At 46.8% G+C, this 19,836-nt stretch carries 15 protein-coding genes; 11 read left to right on the plus strand and 4 right to left on the minus strand.

Translation table 11 applies throughout. The features are described from left to right. Positions 1-160 precede the first annotated feature (160 nt). The 3 genes from QUA53_RS19520 to QUA53_RS19530 all read right to left on the minus strand — a co-directional run bounded on the left by QUA53_RS19520 (position 161) and on the right by QUA53_RS19530 (position 2,413). Positions 161-1,663, minus strand: a complete 1,503-nt coding sequence (locus QUA53_RS19520; protein WP_333099221.1) for a UDP-N-acetylmuramoyl-L-alanyl-D-glutamate--2,6-diaminopimelate ligase — start codon at positions 1,661-1,663, stop codon at positions 161-163. A 198-nt stretch (positions 1,664-1,861) separates the two neighbouring features. Next, positions 1,862-2,167: a glutaredoxin family protein gene (locus QUA53_RS19525; protein ID WP_333099249.1), complete on the minus strand. Its 306-nt coding sequence runs from the start codon at positions 2,165-2,167 to the stop codon at positions 1,862-1,864. Positions 2,168-2,257: 90 nt separating this feature from the next. Next, positions 2,258-2,413 (minus strand): hypothetical protein, encoded by a 156-nt coding sequence (locus QUA53_RS19530; protein ID WP_333076272.1) that lies wholly within the window; start codon positions 2,411-2,413, stop codon positions 2,258-2,260. Positions 2,414-2,495: 82 nt separating this feature from the next. On the opposite strand from QUA53_RS19530, the gene QUA53_RS19535 reads away from it, so the two are divergent. The 3 genes from QUA53_RS19535 (at position 2,496) to QUA53_RS19545 (ending at position 5,792) form a co-directional block, all read left to right on the plus strand. Continuing rightward, complete coding sequence (locus QUA53_RS19535; protein ID WP_333099219.1) at positions 2,496-3,773, plus strand: ATP-dependent DNA ligase; 1,278 nt, start codon at positions 2,496-2,498, stop codon at positions 3,771-3,773. A gap of 92 nt (positions 3,774-3,865) precedes the next feature. Further along, on the plus strand, positions 3,866-4,441 hold the full coding sequence (locus tag QUA53_RS19540; RefSeq protein ID WP_333099218.1) for a Uma2 family endonuclease: 576 nt from the start codon (positions 3,866-3,868) through the stop codon (positions 4,439-4,441). A gap of 109 nt (positions 4,442-4,550) precedes the next feature. Beyond that, a complete protein-coding gene (locus QUA53_RS19545) occupies positions 4,551-5,792 on the plus strand; it encodes an exonuclease SbcCD subunit D (RefSeq protein WP_333099217.1) in 1,242 nt (413 codons plus the stop codon). 85 nt (positions 5,793-5,877) lie between these two features. On the opposite strand, the gene fmt is transcribed toward QUA53_RS19545, so the two are convergent. Next, positions 5,878-6,876: a methionyl-tRNA formyltransferase gene (fmt, locus tag QUA53_RS19550; RefSeq protein ID WP_333099215.1), complete on the minus strand. Its 999-nt coding sequence runs from the start codon at positions 6,874-6,876 to the stop codon at positions 5,878-5,880. 1,021 nt (positions 6,877-7,897) lie between these two features. Between fmt and QUA53_RS19555 the strand changes: the two genes are divergently transcribed. The 8 genes from QUA53_RS19555 to QUA53_RS19590 all read left to right on the plus strand — a co-directional run bounded on the left by QUA53_RS19555 (position 7,898) and on the right by QUA53_RS19590 (position 19,772). Beyond that, positions 7,898-8,245 (plus strand): hypothetical protein, encoded by a 348-nt coding sequence (locus QUA53_RS19555; RefSeq protein ID WP_333249022.1) that lies wholly within the window; start codon positions 7,898-7,900, stop codon positions 8,243-8,245. Positions 8,246-8,301: 56 nt separating this feature from the next. Beyond that, positions 8,302-9,642: an ABC transporter substrate-binding protein gene (locus QUA53_RS19560; RefSeq protein WP_333099213.1), complete on the plus strand. Its 1,341-nt coding sequence runs from the start codon at positions 8,302-8,304 to the stop codon at positions 9,640-9,642. A gap of 563 nt (positions 9,643-10,205) precedes the next feature. Continuing rightward, positions 10,206-12,719 carry an MASE1 domain-containing protein gene (locus tag QUA53_RS19565; protein ID WP_333099212.1) on the plus strand — a complete coding sequence of 838 codons (2,514 nt, stop codon included), beginning with the start codon at positions 10,206-10,208 and terminating at the stop codon, positions 12,717-12,719. 847 nt (positions 12,720-13,566) lie between these two features. Continuing rightward, positions 13,567-17,286: a response regulator gene (locus tag QUA53_RS19570; protein WP_333099211.1), complete on the plus strand. Its 3,720-nt coding sequence runs from the start codon at positions 13,567-13,569 to the stop codon at positions 17,284-17,286. After that, on the plus strand, positions 17,279-17,653 hold the full coding sequence (locus QUA53_RS19575) for a response regulator (RefSeq protein WP_006631823.1): 375 nt from the start codon (positions 17,279-17,281) through the stop codon (positions 17,651-17,653). The genes QUA53_RS19570 and QUA53_RS19575 overlap by 8 nt, the downstream gene beginning before the upstream one ends. Further along, positions 17,650-18,708 (plus strand): adenylate/guanylate cyclase domain-containing protein, encoded by a 1,059-nt coding sequence (locus tag QUA53_RS19580; protein WP_333062119.1) that lies wholly within the window; start codon positions 17,650-17,652, stop codon positions 18,706-18,708. Before QUA53_RS19575 ends, QUA53_RS19580 begins: the two co-directional genes overlap by 4 nt. Positions 18,709-18,794: 86 nt before the next feature. Then, positions 18,795-19,313: a Ycf51 family protein gene (locus QUA53_RS19585; RefSeq protein ID WP_333099210.1), complete on the plus strand. Its 519-nt coding sequence runs from the start codon at positions 18,795-18,797 to the stop codon at positions 19,311-19,313. 147 nt (positions 19,314-19,460) lie between these two features. Beyond that, on the plus strand, positions 19,461-19,772 hold the full coding sequence (locus tag QUA53_RS19590) for a hypothetical protein (RefSeq protein ID WP_333099209.1): 312 nt from the start codon (positions 19,461-19,463) through the stop codon (positions 19,770-19,772). Positions 19,773-19,836 lie beyond the last annotated feature (64 nt).

The raw sequence follows: 19,836 nt of genomic DNA on the forward strand, positions 1-19,836 counted from the left end.
TATTTTGCTGTTAAAATATTTTGTTTTACTATTATAATCTAGTGCAAATCAGATTCTAGCTTCGTATTAATACTTAAAAATATAACAAATTTCGCAGCCCGCGAACAACTAACCGTTAACAGTTAACCGAATTCGGTTAACCGTTAACAGTTAACCGAATTCATTTAACTGAATTCATTCTGGCTTTTAAGGCATCTCGCGCTTGTTCTCGATCGTCAAAATGGACTTTTTCGGTGCCCAAAATTTGATAATCTTCGTGTCCTTTCCCTGCAATCAGCACGCCATCACCCGGTTTAGCCTCCATAATAGCAGTGCGAATTGCTGCGGCTCGATCGCACATCACGATCGGCTTTACTGCGGCGGGAATTCCTGCTAAAACATCCTCCAAAATGCGATCGGGATTTTCAGTGCGCGGATTGTCGGAAGTAACAACCGCTAAATCGGCTAATTGTGCAACGATTTTACCCATGATCGGCCGCTTAGTGCGATCGCGATCGCCGCCGCAGCCAAACACGCAAATCATCTGACCCGGAATAAACGGCCGCGACGCCTTCAACAAGTTCTCCAAACTGTCGGGAGTGTGGGCATAATCGACAATAACGCTAATATCTTGGTCGGGACTAATTTGCACCCGTTCCATCCGTCCCGGAACTCCCGAAAACTGAGATAATTTCTCCACAATTGCGGCCAAATCTAAACCCAATTCTAAAACAGCACCGACAGCAGCCAACATATTTGATAAATTGAACTGACCGACTAAAGGCAAAGAAAAAGCAGTTTCACCCTTCGGAGTGTGCAGCATTCCCTTAACTCCGTTCGGCTGATACTCCAAATCAGAAGCATACAAATCTGCCGTTTTCAAAACAGTGCTGTAACTCCAAACTTGGTCAGATTTTAGGTTCTCAAATATCCGCTTACCGTAGGGGTCGTCAATATTAATTACAGCACGATTGGCGAGGTAATTAGAACCGAATAAAAGCGATTTCGCTTCAAAATAATCTTCCATATCACGGTGATAATCTAGATGATCTTGAGTCAAGTTTGTAAAGACAGCAACTTCAAAGCTACACCCCAAAACTCGCTGCTGTGCTAAAGCGTGGGAACTGACTTCCATCACCCCGTGTTTGCATCCGGCTGCTACAGCTTCTGCTAATTGTTTTTGCAGGTCAACCGCAAAAGGTGTGGTGTAAAGTGCAGTTTGTTGGAAGCCCGGCCAGCGAGTGTAAAGCGTGCCAAAAATCGCCGTCGGCAACTGCATTTCATTGAGCAAAAATTCGATTAAATGAGTTGTTGTAGTTTTGCCGTTAGTCCCGGTAACGCCGACAAGTTTTAATTTGCTAGCTGGATTGCCGTAAAAAGCAGTTGCTATTTGACCGCAAACTTGAGCCATATCGGCTGCTGCGATGACGCAATTACCCCTGTCTTCCGAAGGTGTTTTCTCGGCTGCTTGGGTGGAAATTATGGCGGCAAGTGCACCAGATTCGATCGCACTTTGCCAAAAATCTCCCCCATCTACGCGCGTTCCCGGCATTCCCAAAAATAAATCTCCCGCCTGACAAGCGTGGGAATTAGTGGATAAACCCTTGACTTCGGCATCGAGGGCGGGATGTTGCGCGTCAAAGGAAATGCTGGGAACTGCTGCTAATAATTCTCTCAATTTCATCTGAAAAACTCCTCGCTTGAATGTCTTGAATATGACTGGCGGAACACATTGTTTGAGCCACAATCTACAGGTTTTTGCTGTGCGCGGTGCAAACTCTAGGTTTTTTTATGCGCGGTGTAAAACCTATCGGCCTAGATTAAGCTGCACACCGAGCACCCCGAGGTCAGGATTAAAACCTGAGTTTTTGGGTAAATCGTATTATTGTGACGGATCGATTTGCAAATATTTCTGTAACATTTGCTCCAATTGGCCGACACTACAGCGGGGAGAAGGACGGGGTAACAGTTCTTCAGCGGAGAATGCAGCCTCGCCAGTAGAATTTTTTGACTGAGGCTGCACTTTAAACAAAACTGGAACTTCGTACTGATAAGCTTGAAACCAGTCCTCGCGTTCAGTAATATCTCTGACTTCGAGTTGAAACTTGACGCTTTCAATCTGTTCGAGTTTTTCTTGCAACCCTTCGCACAAGTGGCATCCGGGTTTGCTGTACAAAATCAATCGCATCATAACAGTAAGATTAAACTCGATCTTAAATTCTGAAATGTCCGATCGCAAGTTGGCGAACCAAACGCGAGTAAGACGCAACTCACGGCTTTATTGGTCGCAATGAGCGATCGAAGTTATCTTAGCATTGGCAGCCAACAGATTACCGCGCTTGACTATCTCTTTCTTCTCTTCCTCTGTGCCCTCTGCGCCTCTGCGGTGAAAAAATAAATCTAGTTCACCAATGAAAGAGTTAAATTTATTCACACCATCTAATTGTCAAATTAGACTTGACTAATAAATCAATCTTTAGTATAGTGTATAAATAGCCCTACATAAAGGAGGCAGTATGGACTGCACCGAATACGCAGAAGCCAAGCGAAAAGCAGCTAAAAAAATTAGCGCCGACATTCGAGAACGCTGGAACAATCGCATCGTGACGCGAGGATTGCACTTGATGGGAGAAGCGGGTGCAGTGCAGTATTTGGCTGATTACGGGCGCGGAATTGGTACGGCAAAAGTTATTGGTTTTGCACTGTGCGCGGAGTCGGAAGGATACCCCGAAATGGCTTTTGGCTTTTGGAAAAGAGCGTTTGAATTGGAAACGGGAGAAAAGCCGATCGTCCTCAATACTCCAAACAATTCTACCGCCGATTTCGCTCCTGCTAAACAATCAACTTCCGCCTCAATAATAGAAACTGCCAATAATCCCATTTTTGCAGAATTGCCACCGCACTTACAGCCGGGAAGGATTGTCACCATGCAGCCGGTGGACGCGCCGAGTGAACGTTCTTATTACATCGAAAACCCCGATTATTGGGGACAGCCAAAGCGCGACGGCAATCGAGTAGTGGTCATTGCGACGCCAGATAAAGTATACTACCAATCGCGATCGACTAACCTGCGACAGCAAGCATCAATTGAGATCGATCGCACATTAATCGACACAGCCGATAAAATTGGCACCTTTGTTTTAGACGGCGAACTGTATTACAAAAGCTGTACGGGTAGCGAACACCGCACCGGCGCGCAAGCTGCTACAGTTAATATTGAAAGCGGTTTTCCGACAATCCAGCCCAGCGCAATTTATGCCATTTTTAAAAGTTTGTTTTTCAAAGGCAATGATTTAACTGCCGTGGCAGAATCCGAACGAATTGCAGCGGGAGTTGAAGTTGGCGAAAGGCTGGCGAATTTATCCCCAGCCTTTGAAGTTGTACCGACATTTCGCACCACCGCCGAAAAAATCATCCTGGCAAATCAGCAGGAATCTGAAAATAAAGAAGGCGAAGTTTGGGTGTTGCACAACTGCCAGTATGTCGGCGGCAAAGATGTTAAGAAATATTCGATGGTGAGAACTAAATACTGTCAAGAACACGATTTGTTTATTGTGGGTTTGACGGCGACAAAAGTTGCGGGGCGGCCGTTTAGCGCCGTCAAAGTAGCGCAAGAAATTGATGGCAAATTAGTCCCAGTAGGAACCGTGGGAACCGGGTTTAGCGGGGAGGAAATGCAGGAAATTGCCCGACTCTACGAGGCTAACCCCAAAAGTGTCAAAATTAAAGTGCGATCGCAGGGTTTGACAGAAAGCGGCAAACTGTGGCACGCCAGATTTCTGGAGTTTTGTTAAATTTGTAGGGAAACGGCAGTGACGTTTCCCCGCCGGGTATGCGATTATTAACCAATAGTGTCAAATAAATAAAAATATCGGAGGAAACCTCAATGTTTGTTAGCAAAAATAATTTCTACATTTCTCCAGAAGAGTACATAGAAGGCGAGCGAGTAAGCCCGATCAAACACGAATACAGACGCGGACACGTTTATGCAATGACAGGGGTAAAAAAGCCTCACATTATTATTGCGAGCAACTTAGTAAGGCGACTGGGAAATCACTTAGATAACACCGACTGCTTAGTTTTATCATCAGATATAAAAGTCCGACTGGAAGAGGCAAATTGCTATTACTATCCTGATGTAGCGGTGACTTGCGACGAAAGAGATACAAGTTCTACTCAAGACTTCATTTTATATCCATCTTTGGTAGTTGAGGTATTGTCGCCCTCAACAGCAGCTTTCGACAGAGGCGATAAATTTGTCGATTACCAAACTGCATCGAGTTTGCAAGAATACGTGTTAATCACTCAATCCGAAATCAAAATTGAATGTTTTAGACTCAATGCTGAGGGAAATTGGGTTTCTCAGACTTACCGACAAGGAGATGAGTTAGAGTTAACGAGTATAGATTTTCGCTGCCCGATCGCACAAGTTTACCAAAAAGTACCCGGCATCATATTGTGATGTATGAAAAACAAATTTATTTGGGTCGCAATCAAGAATGCAAATCCTTCTTCTGAGGACTTCCGTCCTCACTACGAACCGAAATGATAGCTAACAAATAGAAAAAACAATGATTAAAATCTTACACCTTTCAGATATTCACATGGGAAGCGGCTTTTCCCACGGGCGGATTAATCCAGAAACCGGTTTAAATACGCGGCTGGAAGACTTCGCTGCGACGCTGAGCAAATGTATGGATAGAGCAATTTCTGAACCCGTAGATTTAGTTATATTCGGCGGCGATGCTTTCCCGGATTCGACGCCTCCACCGTTTGTAAAAGAGGCTTTTGCTTGCCAATTCAGCCGCTTGGTGGAGGCGCAAATTCCGACTGTTTTGCTAGTAGGAAATCACGACCAACATTCTCAGGGACAAGGCGGTGCGAGTTTGGGGATTTACCGGACTTTGGGGATACCTAAGTTTATTGTAGGCGATCGCCTGGACACTCACCTCATTCAAACCCGCAGCGGGCCCGTACAGGTGGTAACATTACCTTGGTTGACTCGATCGACCTTAATGACACGTTCCGAGACTGAAAGCCTGTCTATGGGCGATGTTAACCAATTATTAACCGAAAAACTGACGATCGCCATGGAAGGCGAAATCCGTCGCCTCAACCCCGACATACCAACCGTACTTTTAGCGCACTTAATGGCAGATAAAGCAAGTCTTGGCGCCGAACGTTTTTTAGCAGTTGGCAAAGGTTTTAACATACCCGTTTCCATGCTAACTCGCCCTTGTTTTGATTATGTCGCTCTCGGCCACGTTCACAAACATCAAAATCTCAATGCTTCCAACAATCCGCCCGTAATTTATCCCGGAAGTATCGAACGAGTTGATTTTAGCGAAGAGAAAGAAGATAAAGGTTTTGTGTTAGTTAATTTGGAACGGGGAAAAGCGGAGTGGGAATTTTGCGCTTTGCCAGTGCGGGTGTTTCAGACTATTAAAGTGAATGTTTCCGAATCGGAAAACCCGCAAGCCGAGTTAGTTAAAGCTATTGGTAAGAAAGAGATACAAGACGCAGTTGTGAGATTGATTTACCAATTGCGATCGGAACAATTAGATTTAATCGACAACGGAGAATTGCACACACTTCTGGGCGAAGCGCACAGCTACACAATCCAACCGGAATTAGTCAGTCAGCTAGCGAGGCCGCGGTTGCCAGAATTGAATGCTAATAATAGTATAGAACCGTTAGAAGCTTTGAAAACTTATTTAGCAAGTCGCGAAGATTTGAAAGATGTTGCTGAGAGTATGTTAGAGGCGGCGCAGGGTTTGTTGGGCGACGCCGAGGAAGTTTTGGTCGAATTTTAGGTCAACTGTCGCGCATCTAAATTACAAGATGATTTTGCTTCCAAATATTGTGGGGTGGGCAGGATGCCCGCCCTAAACATACAATTTAACCCGCAAAAACTTCCCCCACCGCCAACCGAGTTCCGTTGGCAAAATCCACCCCAGACTGCACCTTTTTCCCCGCCAACTGCACCTCCCGCAACAATAATAAACCATCGCCAGTGTGGACGATCGCCCCCAAGCCCTTCACAACCTTAACAACTTCCCCATTTGCGCCCGACAACTGGGCTAAAACAGGCCATTCGCGTTCCAAAACTCTCAAATCCGCTGGCATTTGCAGCCAATATTCCGGCCCGACGGGTACAGTAGCTATCACCTTCAAAGAATTGCCGCGAAAAGTAGTCGTGCAATCCGGGAAAAATCCCCTAACTTGATTGTGAAGGGCGATCGCACTTTTCGACCAATCCAGCACATAATCTGCACTCTTAATCATCGGCGCATAAGTCGCCTCAGCATCATCTTGAAGAACAGCTTTAACTTCTCCATCCCTCAACCTCACCAAAGTTTCTATCAACAAATCCGCCCCAACTTCCGCCAACCTATCTGCTAAAGAATCAGCATTATCCAACAGTGAAATACCAGCAAAAGCCTTCAATAGCATAGCCCCAGTATCCATGCCAGCATCCATCAGCATAGTAGTAATTCCTGTTGTCTTTTCCCCGTCATAAAGACAGCGCTGAATCGGTGCGGCACCGCGATACTTCGGCAAAATTGAACCGTGAACGTTAACGCAAGCAAAACTAGGAATATCCAGAATTTCTTGAGAAAGAATTTGGCCGTAAGCCACCACCACAAACACATCCGCCTCCGCTTCCCGCAATTTGGCAATTGTTTCCGCATCCTTCTTAATTCGGTGCGGCTGCCAAACCGGGAGACTGTGATTTAAAGCCACATCTTTTACAGGTGAAGGCATCAATTGATTGCCCCTTCCCCGGCGTTTGTCCGGCTGAGTCACCACACCCACAACCTCAAATTCTGGATGACTCAGCAAACTTGATAAAGTAGGAACAGCAAAATCGGGAGTGCCAAAAAAGACAATTTTCATAGATTCTTAGTTATTAGTAAGTAGTCCTCAGTCATGACTGATTAGTTATCAAGTAGGTAATGGCAAAAACCAAAGTATATTGTAGAGACTCTTAAACACGTAGGAGCTATGATACAAGCTAGTTTATGAGTGTTTTTACCCACCGAGTTCATGTAATTTTTATTTTTCAGATCGAATAATAGTAGTTTGCTCCTAGATTATACACTTCGAGAATAGTTCCGACTTGTGCGATCGGCAAAAAGGATCTCGATTGGTACTCAGGTACAGCCCGACTCGAACGATCCAAAGCAATGGGTTTGATAGACACAACCACATTTGCATCCGTTCTTCCTAAGTTAACTATAACTGTTCTACACTAAGAATAATCATCTAATTTACCTTTGTCACTGCTAATCTCAATCTTATCATATCTTTCCAAACAATAAAAAAACGTCTAATCTCCTGCTTAAACTCAGCCGCAGCTTATTTGCAGACACCGCCGAAAAATAAAAGTTTCTTCATGAAGTCACCAATCCCCAAGCTTTTAATCCTGCTATCTTGTGAGTACAACCCAAATTAACATAAAACCCATTTACTGTCGAAATTGCCGTTTATTGGCAACCGCAATTTTTAGATAGATTAGCCTTAGAATCACAGTCGGTAAAACATTCCTTACATCAAGCAGGACATTACTAATGTCTCGACTTTTCGTCAATTTTATCCGCCTCAATTTTGTTAACAATATCCCCGTCAATTAAACTAATCTTAGATATGTGCACCGCCCCCGAAGGAAAAAGTATATTTGCTTGGAAAACCTTAAAGCCAGAATTGCTGTTGCGCAACGAAGTCATAGGTAAACGCATAGGAATGCCGATCTCAAATTTAAAACCCTGCCAAATTAAACCATCCCTCGCCACTAACGTCGATTCAAAAATACTTACCGAGAAAATACCACCAACTGCTATTTTAGTAATAGTAGAGGCTCCTTATGCTGGTCAGTCACTCTTAGCAAAAGGAGACAAAGCACCCCGATGCTTTCATAATGTCACCATCAACCGCAATGGCAACCGAAAAAAAATTTTTAGCCAATTCTGCTAAAATTGTAGCGCGTTCAGGTTATCTTGCATACAGGAACTGCACTTATTCAACCGCAGAAAACGAACAAGTCAACGAATGGCTGTTAAGCAAATTCCCAGAATTTGGGTCAGTCACTGTTCCTCATTTAGAAAAATATCGATCGCACCTGACAGAAAGTCCTTGCTATCGGATGTGGCCGCAAGATAAACTAGGAGCAGAAGCTTTCACCGTTTTGTTTCAAAACACCTCGGACGGAGAGAGAAATCAGCTACCAGCAGATTTTCGAGATTTAGCTCTTTTTACCAAGATCTAACTATCCCCATCCATCTGCGGTTTAAAAAAATCTTCTTACCTGAATCTAACTAACAAATGATTTTATCCCGATTATCCAAAGCAATTAAAAGACCACTCAAAATAGCCTTCGGCATTTTAATTACCTTAAATCTGCTAATATTAAATGGCTGTCAAAACAGCACTACCCCAACCTCAAAAAATGGGGAACCGATCGAACTTACGCTCTGGCACGGCATCAATCCTCCACCAAATCGCGACGTATTTCAAACCCTCACAAACCAATTCAACAAAACCCATCCCAACATTCAAGTTAAACCAGTTTATATAGGTCAGCCAGACCAACAACTGCCCAAGATACTAACAGCAGTAGTTGGAAATGCACCACCGGATTTGCTTTGGAATGCTGCCACAATTTCAGGAAAACTCGCAGAACTCAACGCAATTCAACCCTTAGAAAACTGGCTCAACAAATCGCCCCGGAAAGCGGAAATCTACCCGGCACTGTTCGAGTCAATGGAACTCGGCGGACACACTTGGTCAGTTCCTCTAGCGACAAACAACGTCGCCATATTTTACCGTCCCAGCTTATTTGCAGCAGCAGGAATCAAAGAAGTGCCACAGAATTGGACGCAATTAAAGCAAGTAGCCCGATCGCTCACGCAAGACACCAACGGAGACGGCCGCACAGACCAACACGGCATAGTGCTCCCCCTAGGCAAGGGAGAATGGACAGTATTTACCTGGCTGCCTTTTATGTTCAGCGCAGGCGGCGAACTCAAAGGCAAAATACCTCAAAGTCCTGTACCCCAAATAGATAATCCCGGTTCTCACGCCGCCTTAGAATTGTGGAGTGACTTGTTAACAGAAGGTTCAGCAATATTGTCAGCACCCGAACGCGGTTATGAACTCGACAACTTCATCGCCGGGAAAGTCGCCATGCAAATCACCGGGCCGTGGACGCTAGCACAGTTGCAGCAAAGCGCGATCGACTACGCAGCAATGCCTTTACCGATTCTCAAACGCCCCGCAGCCGTTGTAGGGGGTGAAAACCTATTTTTAATGAAAACCTCGCCAGAACGAGAGCGAGCAGCCCTAGTATTCTTAGAATACGTTATAGGTGAAGAATTCCAAACAGCATGGGCATTGGGAACCGGTTATTTGCCCATTAACTTAAAATCGAGACAGAGCCAAGCTTATCAAAGCTTTGTGGAAAAAAACCCTGTTTTGCGAGTATTTTTAGAACAAATGAACTCAGCCAGAGCGCGACCGATTATATCAGGTTACTCCCGCCTGTCAGAGAACCTCGGTCGCGCCATAGAGGCAACCCTTCTGGGCCGCAACCCCCAAGACGCTCTTAAAGAATCTCAAGAGCGTTTGACACTAACCTTAGATATTGCAACAGCCAAAGAGAAATAGACAATAAAAAATATTTTTTATTGCCTGTAAATAATCCGCTTTCACTGTATTCGAGCGAAAGACTGAAAGCCTCGATTGATGGGTTAAAAATCTAGTGAAAATTACGAGCGCCTGCACTTCTAATCAGAAACCGTGTTGCTTGCCCCAAACTGACGTAAAACAGATATTTTACGTCGCTCTTATTTGTATTTTAGGTATGGTAGGTATTATCGATCGTGATGCAAGATGTTAGGGTAAATAGAGTTACGATCGCCAGACACAAAAAGACACCCGCTCTCGCTCGGTAATAAAATTTTAACAAAAACCAAAAATTTACAAACCAATTGCTTAGCCATTAGAGATATATTTACAAAAAAGCGATACTCCCGAAATTCATGGGCAGAGTTGAGGAAACAAAAAAACCGCTCCCTCAACGGCACTACAAAAAGTTAGCTCAAAAGCTTCTCCCACTACCTACCACCCATGACCTACCATCACCTAATAGAAACATTTTCTCTACCTCGTGCCTGTCCCGTGCCACCTACTGAGATCCCAACAACCGTCCACCTTTTCCCCAAACGACCATGCAGACAAAGTTCCTTAATGCAATCAAAGGACATTCCTGGCGGTACTTCCTCGCAGTAGGCGCGATCGCCCTGGTCTACTATTGGGCGTCGCAATTCGCCATTTCCACCCTCACCCTCAGTTCAGAAATTTACCCGATGTGGCCAGCCGCAGGAATTGCCCAAGTCGCCCTGCTGCTGTTTGGGCGACAACTGTGGCCGGGAATCGCGATCGGAGGCTTCCTGTTCAGCATGAGCGTACCGTCGGCCAACATCGGCACGGCATTGATCTCGGCAGGCGCCAGAACCCTGCAAGCGTGGACGGGAACTTATCTACTTCAGGGCATTAACTTTAGCGCCAGGCTCGATCGGCTCAAAGACGTTTTAGGAATAGTCGGACTAGCAGCCTTGGGATCTACCCTGATCAACTCCACCATCGGCAGCATCGTCGTATGCCTGACCGGTTTATCGAGGTGGAGCAATTTTGGCACGATTTGGGGGACTTGGTGGGTGGGAGACGCTATGGGAATTGTGCTCGTTGCCCCGCTGCTACTGACGTGGCAGCAATTGCCCAAAGTCCCCACCCATCGCAAACAGATAGCTGAACGAGCGATTTGGCTGCTGCTGCTACTAGCACTCGGCTGGCTCGTCTTCTGCTCCCGCACCCGCGCCGCCTACGCCCGCTATCCCCTCGAATACTTACCATTTCCGCTCGTAGTTTGGGCTGCCTTTCGATTCGGTCAGCGCTACACGGCCCTCTCCAACCTCATCCTCTGCGGCTTCGCAATTTGGGGTATCGCCCGAGGCAGCGGCCCCTTCCTCAAGCACGCCAGCAGTATCCCCCAAGCACTGTTATCCCTGCAAGCCTTCATCGCCGTCATCGCCGTCACCGGCTTAGTCTTAGCTGCCACCGTCGCCGAACGTCACCAAGCAGAAGCCTCCCTGCGCGCCAGCGAAGCCAGCCTCGCTAACGCCCAACGCATCGCCCAGCTAGGCAACTGGGACTTAGACCGCAACGCCCAGCAATTGCGGTGGTCAGAGGAAATTTACCGCATCTTGGGACAGGAACCGGGAACTTTTGAACCCAGCCTGGAAGCCTTCTTAGAATACGTGCACCCTGAAGACAGAGAATTAGTCAAAACCTCGATCGAAGCGGCTTTATTTCAGCAACGGCCTTACAGCATCGACTACAGGCTCATACTCCGCGACGGCAGCAACCGCACAGTCTACGAACAAGCCGCCGTCACCTCCCTCTACATCACCAGCACCGTCCAAGACATCACAGACAGAAAGCAAGCCGAAGCCGCCCTGCGTTCTTCAGAAGAAAGATTTTCCAAAGCTTTTCACGCCTCCCCAGTCGGCATCAGCATCTGCACCCTCACAGACGGATGCTTCCTCGATGCCAACGAAAGCTTTTTGCGCTCATTAGGCTGGTTGCGGCATGAATTTATCGGCCGCACCGCCAACGACTTAGGAATATTCGTCAATTCAGAAGACGGGGAGCGGCTCGCCCAGATTGTGCAATCACAAAATTCGATCAGCAACCAAGAAATCAAAATTCGCACCAAAGCCGGCGAAGTGCGCGACTGGCTGCTGTCAGTCGAACTCATCCACCTCGGCAACACTCAGTGCGTTTTAATCATGACCACCGACATCACCGAACGCTTGCGTTCCGAAGAATTCCGCCGGGCCGCAGTAGCCGCCGAAGCTGCAAATCGCTCGAAAAGCATTTTTCTCGCCAACATGAGTCACGAACTCAGAACCCCCCTCAACGCCATCATCGGCTACAGCGAGATCCTGCAAGAAGACGCCCGAGACCTCGGTGCCGAAGAGTTCATCGACGACCTCCAGAGAATTAACACGGCCGGTCAGCACCTACTCGCGCTGATTAAAGATATTCTCGACTTGACCAAAATAGAAGCAGGGCGCACCGACTTGCACGTCGAAACATTCACCATTTCAACTCTGGTTGAGCAAGTAGTAACCACGATCGCGCCGATGGCAGACAAAAATAGCAATATCCTAGAAATACAATGCCCCGAGGATATTGGCTCGATGCAGACCGACTTGACTAAACTCCGGCAGTCTCTGCTCAACATCCTCAGCAATGCCGCGAAATTTACTTGCTCCGGCGCGATTACCTTCGCCGTTACCCGATCCGTCGAAACCCCCGCCGACGCTGCAAAGAAAGGCAAAAAACTTGGAGCGTATAGAGGAGGTGGCCAAGCTGAAAATAGCTTGTCTCTCTTATCTTCCGCTCAAGATTGGATCATTTTTACGGTCAAAGATACCGGCATTGGCATGAGTCCCGAACAGTTAGCCAGAATCTTTGAGCCTTTCACGCAAGCCGATTCTTCAACTACTAAAAAGTACGGCGGCACTGGCTTGGGGCTGACGATTACTAAGAAATTCTGCGAAATGATGGGCGGAGACATTACTGCATTAAGCGAGTTGAATAAAGGTTCTATTTTTACCATTCGGCTGCCAGCTATTTTCACAGACCTTTCGATCTCAACCGAAAAGTCTGACGAATAATATTTTTTTTACAGTTATTTTCGATGCCTGCAACTTTTGTTGACCTCTCCAATTCGCTGCTTATTTCGCTAGCAGAGCGGGAGATTTTGCACACAATTCCTCACATGATAAACTTAGTTTTGTAGAAGTTTTTATATATAGTAATTTTAGGTTATTAGTAATAATAATAACCCCCACCCCAATCCTACCGGCATCCTTATGAGGGAATAATAAATTTCCCAATAATTTAAAATTACTATAGAGGTACAAGATTAAGGCGGGTTAGATCACCCTAATTAATTGATGAGTAAATACGAAAAGTGCTGAAATCGTTTCCGCTGGGATTGGAATAATAAATTTTCCTGTCCAGTAGCCTCGTCCGCGATCGTTTTTTGGCGGCAACCTAGTTTTTGAGGCTAAGTTCACTTGATTAATATTCCGAATAGTTTTTCTATAGCTCAAAGACTGATTCTCGCTTGACATTGATTGAATCTGGATAATTAAATTAATGTCAGATCCACCCTTGTCTTGAATTTAATTAGACTTTTTTATGAGCCTTGCCCCGCGTAAGCTTGTAGTATCGTTACCCAAACTTTCCTGAGTATTGACTGGATAAGATGATATTATTATTTTTGAGCGTGCTGCCGACATTCAGAGGATTGGTGAGTTGAAAAACCTTAAAAGTTCGGAGAATTTATAATTAGGGCAGTTTGAAAGATTTTGGAGAGGAGACACGATCCCTCGGCTTCTCAATAAAACCTGTGATAGACTTCGATCCCGTACTTGTCCCCTAACGGTATACCTACGTATATATACTATTAATTAAAAAGATATACTGTAGAAAGTTGCTTACAAAGCGCCAGAAAATATGCACCCCCACCTCCAGCGCCAACTCGAACAGCTCGGTTTAGTCGGCGAGTCTCCACCTCCCACTGCTGAGCAGTGGCAGCTTTTATTAGAGCAGGTAAGTTGTAGCTATGAGCGAGTTCAGAGTCAGCAAGAACTTCAGCAGGAAGATTGTTTTAACTTGGAGACGGTGGCATTAAAGGATTTAACTGACTCGCCCCAGTCCCCTCAAGACTCTCCAACAGCTTCAGAATTCGATCGACTGCGGGCGATTGTCAACAGTTTGGGGGCAGGATTGTGTATCCTTGACGCGAAGGGCTGTGTAATCTCGGTGAATGCAGAGGCAGAACGCTTGCTGGGGTGGCGAGAGTCGGAACTTGCAGGCGTTTCTCTGCTAGAGCGCATCGGGAAGCAAAATAAAGGCAACAAATCCCAAGTTTTGACGGCTCCGAAACAGTCGCCCAGCAAGAGTGAAGATAGGCCGATCGCACCTACACTAGATTTACAAGAGGCGATCGCTTCCAGTCAACCTTCCAGCAATTGGGACGACGAGTTTTTGTGTCGCGACGGCAAGATTTTACCCGTTTCCTATTTTTTCCATCCCGCAGTTGAGGGCAGCGAAATATCAGTCTTGGTGTTTTTTGGCATTTTTGAGATTAGAGAACACAAGCAATCGCTCTCGATACTGCAAGCAGTTCTAAAATCTACAGATGCAGGAATTCTGGCGGTTGACATAAACGGCAATATATGTAAATATAATCAGAAATTTCTAGAGATGTGGGGTTTGTCCGCCAGCCAAGGAAAGTTGAGCCGATCGACCTTGGGTACACTCAAAAACACGCTCAAAACAGGATTCCCCTTCGACAGGGAACAATTAAAGTACCCGCAAAGATTTCTCGAAAACGCGATCAAAGTGTCGGTAGATTCAGATACTAAAATCAGCGAATTATTAGAATTCAAAGACGGAAAAATTCTTGAATTAAATTCGTTGCCATCAAAAATCGGAGCAAAAACAGTCGGTAGAGTCTGGAGCTTTCGAGACGTTACCGAACTCAAAAAACTAGAACAATCTTTGCAGTATCGAATAGAATTCGCTCAGTTGATTGCCAGTTTGTCAACCCATTTCATCACCCAGCCATTATCAGAAATAGACAAAGGCATCGATCGAACCCTGGAAGCGATCGCTACCTTGAGCGGGTTTGACCGCAGTTACATCTACCTGTTATCAGAAGACAAAACCCGCGCCGACAAAACCTACGAATGGTGCGGCGAAAGCATTCTGCCAGTCAAAGACAGCACCGACAAACAAATAGACATCGCACAAATCCCTTGGATCGCAGAAAAACTCGATCGCGCCGAATGCCTTTATATTTCAGAAATCGGCGAACTCCCGCCCCCAGCAATCGCCGAAATAGCCTATTTTATAGGTCAAAATAAAACCGAATTCCAGACAGATTCCCCATCCCAAACAGTCAATCAAACAGCAACCGCCTTAATACCTTCGAGGGGCGCTGCCCTAAATAATTTAGAATTAAAAAAACAGATAAAAAATATTCAATCGCTGATAATTATTCCCCTAATTTGTAGTAAAAACCTAGTAGGATTTATCGGATTCGAGGGCATAAAGCAAATAGCAGGCCGAGCAACCGAAATATCCACACAGCTAAAAATGGTAGGAGAAATGCTCGCCAATGTCCTAGAGCGCAAGCGAGCAGAAGCAGCATTGAGACAATCCGAAACAAAATACCGCAGCATCTTTGAAAACGCAGTCGAAGGCATATTCCAGACAACGCCGACCGGGCACTACCTCAGCGGCAATAGCGCACTAGCCAGAATTTACGGCTACGAATCCTGTACCCAAATGCTCGCCGAACTCACCGATATCAACCGCCAATTTTACGTTAACCACAATCGGCGCGCCGAGTTTATGGCCCAATTGGGTGCGCGCGGCCAAGTGTCAAAATTTGAATCTCAAATATACCGCCGAGACGGTAGCACGATCTGGATTTCTGAAAACGCGCGCAGCATCTGCGACGAAAACGGCAGCGTTTTGTACTACGAAGGCACAGTCCAAGACATCACCGATCGCAAACACGCAGAATCGGCTATGCAGTTGGCCCTAGAAGCAGCAGAATCAGCCAACCGGGCAAAAAGCACATTTCTCGCTAACATGAGCCACGAACTTCGCACACCCCTCAACGCCATCATCGGCTACAGCGAAATGCTTCAAGAAGAAGCCGAAGAATTGGGGAGTTGCGAATCCGTCCCCGACCTCGAAAAAATCTGCAGCGCCGGCAAACACCTGCTGTCACTGATTGACGACATCCTAGATATTTCTAAAATTGAAGCAGGCCGAATGGAGCTCTACTTAGAAAGCTTCGACATCCATACCTTAATTGAAAGTGCTGTTGCTACGGCCAGGCCACTGGTCGAGAAAAACGGTAATACCCTAGAAGTGTACTGTCCAGACAACCTCGACACCATGCACGCGGACATGACCAAAGTGCGGCAAGTGCTGCTTAACTTGCTCAGCAACGCTGCCAAGTTCACACAAAACGGGAGAATTGCGATCGGAGTGGAAAGGATTAAAAATGAACAATTAAAAATGAAAAATCAAGAGGAATCTTCCCAAATTTTAATTTCCAACTCCGAATTTTTAAGTTTCCGCGTCGCCGATACCGGCATCGGCATGACACAAGAGCAATTGCAGCGAGTTTTCCAACCTTTCACCCAAGCTGATGCCTCGACTACCCGCGAGTACGGTGGCACCGGTTTGGGACTAGCAATCAGCCAGCGCTTCTGTCAGATGATGGGCGGCAGCATTGAGGTCAGCAGCACCTTGGGCGCAGGCACCACTTTCACCGTGCTCTTGCCCAAAGCCATCAAACAGCCGGAAATCCCCAACAAAGTCCACGACAGCACGAACCCTCCGGAGGCACCCGCTGTCGGCACGGTGCTGGTAGTGGACGACGACCCGATCTCGCGGGATTTGATCGAGCGCACCCTCGCTCGCCAAGGACTGCACGTAGAAGTCGCCGGCAGTGGCGAGCAAGCTCTCCGGCTCGCTAAGCAACTACGGCCAGACGCCATTACCCTGGACGTGATCATGCCCGGAATGGACGGCTGGGCGGTACTTTCAGCGCTGAAAGCCGATTCTGACCTTGCCGAAATTCCCGTAATCCTGCTATCCTTTGTGGGCAACAAAAGTCTCGGCTTTGCATTGGGTGCCTCGGACTACCTCACCAAACCAGTGGACGGCAAACGGCTGGCTGCCTTGTTGAACAAGTACCGACGCGACCAAGACGGCGTTGCAAGTAACAATTTGACCTGTCAGATTCTAATTGTGGAAGATGACGTTGCCACGCGCGAAATACTGCGATGCGTACTAGAAACACAAGGCTGGGCAGTAACGGAAGCTGACAGCGGACGCGCTGCTCTCGATCGGCTAAAAGTTGCTCGCCCGCACCTGATATTACTGGATTTGATGTTGCCAGAAATGGATGGTTTTGAGTTGATCGGGGAAATTCGCAAATCACATTCGGGAGATCCTATACCGATTGTTGTGATTACCGGGAAAAACTTGACACCGGCCGAAAGCCAGCAGCTAAACGGCTACGTCGAGCGGGTGCTACAAAAGGGAGTCTACAGTTGCGATACTTTGTTGCGCGATGTTCGCTCTATAGTCAATAACAGGTTCGATCGCAGGTACGACTCGAAAGGCAAGGAGAACACCAATGGCTAAAATCCTGTTGGTCGAAGATAACGAAATGAACAGGGATATGCTTTCCAGGCGTCTGGCCCGCAAGGGACACGAGGTCTTTATTGCTGTTGACGGTGCTGAGGGAGTGTCGATGGCGCTCGCGAAAGTACCAGATTTGATTCTGATGGATATGAGTCTGCCGGTTCTAGACGGCTGGCAAGCAACGCAGCAAATTAAGGCTGCTCCTGAAACTAGCAGGATTCCGGTGATTGCGCTGACGGCTCACGCAATGGCGGGCGATCGTGAAAAGTGTCTTGCCGCAGGCTGCAATGACTACGACACTAAACCGGTCGAGTTTCCTCGACTTTTGGGTAAAATTGAAACGCTTCTCAAAGAGGCCATGACATGAAAGGTGATGAGGGCAGCGTGCTGGTTGTTGACGACAATGAGGTAAACCGCGATTTGCTGGCCCGCCGACTTCAGCGTCAAGGCCATGTGGTGACTGTTGCTGAAGATGGTCTCCAAGCTCTGGAAATGTTGCGAACAGAGCCTTTTGATTTGGTGCTCCTAGACATTATGATGCCGCAAATGAACGGCTATCAGGTGCTCGAAAGTCTGAAGGCGGACGAGAATTTGCGCTACATCCCGGTGATTATGATTTCGGCGGTGGACGATATCGACAGTATCGTCAGGTGTATAGAGTTGGGGGCGGAGGATTATCTTTCTAAACCGTTTAATCCGGTATTGCTCAAGGCTCGGATTAGCGCTTGTCTGGAAAAGAAGCGGCTGCGGGATAAGGAACAGGCGTATTTACATGAGTTGGCTCAGGAAAAGGAAAAGTCCGAGCGTTTGCTGTTAAATATTTTACCGAAGGCGATCGCGCAGCGCCTGAAACACGGGGAAATTACGATCGCAGACAGTTTCGCTGAGGTAACAGTGATGTTTGCCGATTTGGTCGGTTTTACTAAGCTTTCGGCTCATTTATCGCCGGCCCAATTGGTGGAGTTGCTCAACGAGATTTTTTCCGCTTTTGACGAGTTGGCCGAGCGCTACGGACTTGAGAAAATTAAGACGATCGGCGATGCTTATATGGTGGTTGGCGGTTTGCCGACGCCGAGCGACGACCACGCCGAGTCGATCGCCGAAATGGCGCTGGAAATTCAAGCAGCGATGACTAAGATACATACCAAGGGAGGTCAGCCGCTCAGCATCCGCATCGGCATCCACACAGGCCCGGTAGAAGCTGGGGTAATCGGTACAAAAAAATTTACTTACGATTTGTGGGGAGATACGGTAAATACAGCTTCCCGGATGGAATCTCAAGGCGTCCCCGGCAGCATTCAGGTGACAGTTGCTACCTACGAGCGCCTGCGGGGTAAGTACGTTTTTGAGGAGCGCGGCGTGATTCCAGTGAAGGGCAAAGGCGATATGATGACTTATCTGCTTGTGGCCCGAAACGCTTAATTAATCATTGGGCATTGGGCATTTGCCCGCGCAGGGCATCGGGTAGGGGTAACTAATATCAACAGTCAACAGTCAACAGTCAACAAATGAACGTAAATTCTAACCTTTTAATGTACGCCCAATGGGCGGGAATTCTAACAGTAGCCTTGGCTATTCTAACTGTTATAGCATTTATCTTCAAATGGGGTTTTCGCTTCCGATTGGTAGGAGTGACAAGCTTTATGGGCGTGATTGCTGCCAGTATATTCGGTCTCGGTTTGGGACTGTTTTCCCGCACAGAAATTCCAGGTGCGGTGCGCTATTCTTTAGTTTACGATACAGGTGGCGCTCAAACAGTAGTTACTGTGCCGCCTACAATCACCGAATCGGAATTAGAAGCAACGATGCGGCAAGCGGCTGCGGATTTGTACTCTCCAGGGCGCTCTGGGCGGGGCAGAGACTACATGACCATCCGGGTTCGTACAGTTGTACATCCTGAACCTGGGCTGTCGCAGCCGCTGTTTTTGGGCGAAGTGAGACGATCGCTAGCGACTCGTGATGATGACAAAATGGCGATCAAAATCTTCCCCGAAAAAGTTGCCATTCTGAAAAAATATCCAGCCTAAAAGTAGTGATTGTTGGGTGCGCGATGTGCACCCAGCCTTTTGCATAGATTCGATCGCTCTTCTTAAAATTATCTGCGTTAATCCCTGTTTATCTGCCTTAAATCTGCGGTTGAGCCTATAAAAACCAAAAAATACTAAAAAAAATTTATGACTCAAAATACAGAACAACTACTAAAAGACCTCTACAACGCCTTTAACCCATCTTCTCCTTTACCAGCAGGCGACCCGCAATATGTTGACTGTGGGGAAGTGCGAGGAGATGACAATATTACCCTAGACTTGGGCCTCAACATTGAGCGTTCAGAACCGATGACTTGCCAGTTGTATGCAGGACATCGCGGTGCTGGAAAATCAACGGAATTGCTGCGGCTACAGCAACACTTGAACAACAAAGGTTATTTTGTAGTTTATTTCGCGGCTGACGCGGAAGATATCAATCCCGAAGAGGTAGTGCCCTGAAGGAAAGGATCAAGAGAATTAAACTTAATTCAAAGAAAGTAGGCGTTTAGAGTTGTAAATTAGC

The sequence above is a fragment of the Microcoleus sp. Pol12B3 genome (genome assembly GCF_036701355.1).
In the GTDB taxonomy this organism is placed as follows: domain Bacteria; phylum Cyanobacteriota; class Cyanobacteriia; order Cyanobacteriales; family Microcoleaceae; genus Microcoleus.

Coding starts and splice junctions, on each gene's coding strand:
- QUA53_RS19580 (WP_333062119.1), top strand. CDS start 17,650: ATGAAAGGTGATGAGGGCAGCGTGCTGGTTGTTGACGACAATGAGGTA.
- QUA53_RS19520 (WP_333099221.1), bottom strand. CDS start 1,663: ATGAAATTGAGAGAATTATTAGCAGCAGTTCCCAGCATTTCCTTTGAC.
- QUA53_RS19585 (WP_333099210.1), top strand. CDS start 18,795: ATGAACGTAAATTCTAACCTTTTAATGTACGCCCAATGGGCGGGAATT.
- QUA53_RS19525 (WP_333099249.1), bottom strand. CDS start 2,167: ATGCGATTGATTTTGTACAGCAAACCCGGATGCCACTTGTGCGAAGGG.
- QUA53_RS19560 (WP_333099213.1), top strand. CDS start 8,302: ATGATTTTATCCCGATTATCCAAAGCAATTAAAAGACCACTCAAAATA.
- fmt (WP_333099215.1), bottom strand. CDS start 6,876: ATGAAAATTGTCTTTTTTGGCACTCCCGATTTTGCTGTTCCTACTTTA.
- QUA53_RS19545 (WP_333099217.1), top strand. CDS start 4,551: ATGATTAAAATCTTACACCTTTCAGATATTCACATGGGAAGCGGCTTT.
- QUA53_RS19575 (WP_006631823.1), top strand. CDS start 17,279: ATGGCTAAAATCCTGTTGGTCGAAGATAACGAAATGAACAGGGATATG.
- QUA53_RS19555 (WP_333249022.1), top strand. CDS start 7,898: ATGTCACCATCAACCGCAATGGCAACCGAAAAAAAATTTTTAGCCAAT.
- QUA53_RS19590 (WP_333099209.1), top strand. CDS start 19,461: ATGACTCAAAATACAGAACAACTACTAAAAGACCTCTACAACGCCTTT.
- QUA53_RS19565 (WP_333099212.1), top strand. CDS start 10,206: ATGCAGACAAAGTTCCTTAATGCAATCAAAGGACATTCCTGGCGGTAC.
- QUA53_RS19535 (WP_333099219.1), top strand. CDS start 2,496: ATGGACTGCACCGAATACGCAGAAGCCAAGCGAAAAGCAGCTAAAAAA.
- QUA53_RS19570 (WP_333099211.1), top strand. CDS start 13,567: ATGCACCCCCACCTCCAGCGCCAACTCGAACAGCTCGGTTTAGTCGGC.
- QUA53_RS19540 (WP_333099218.1), top strand. CDS start 3,866: ATGTTTGTTAGCAAAAATAATTTCTACATTTCTCCAGAAGAGTACATA.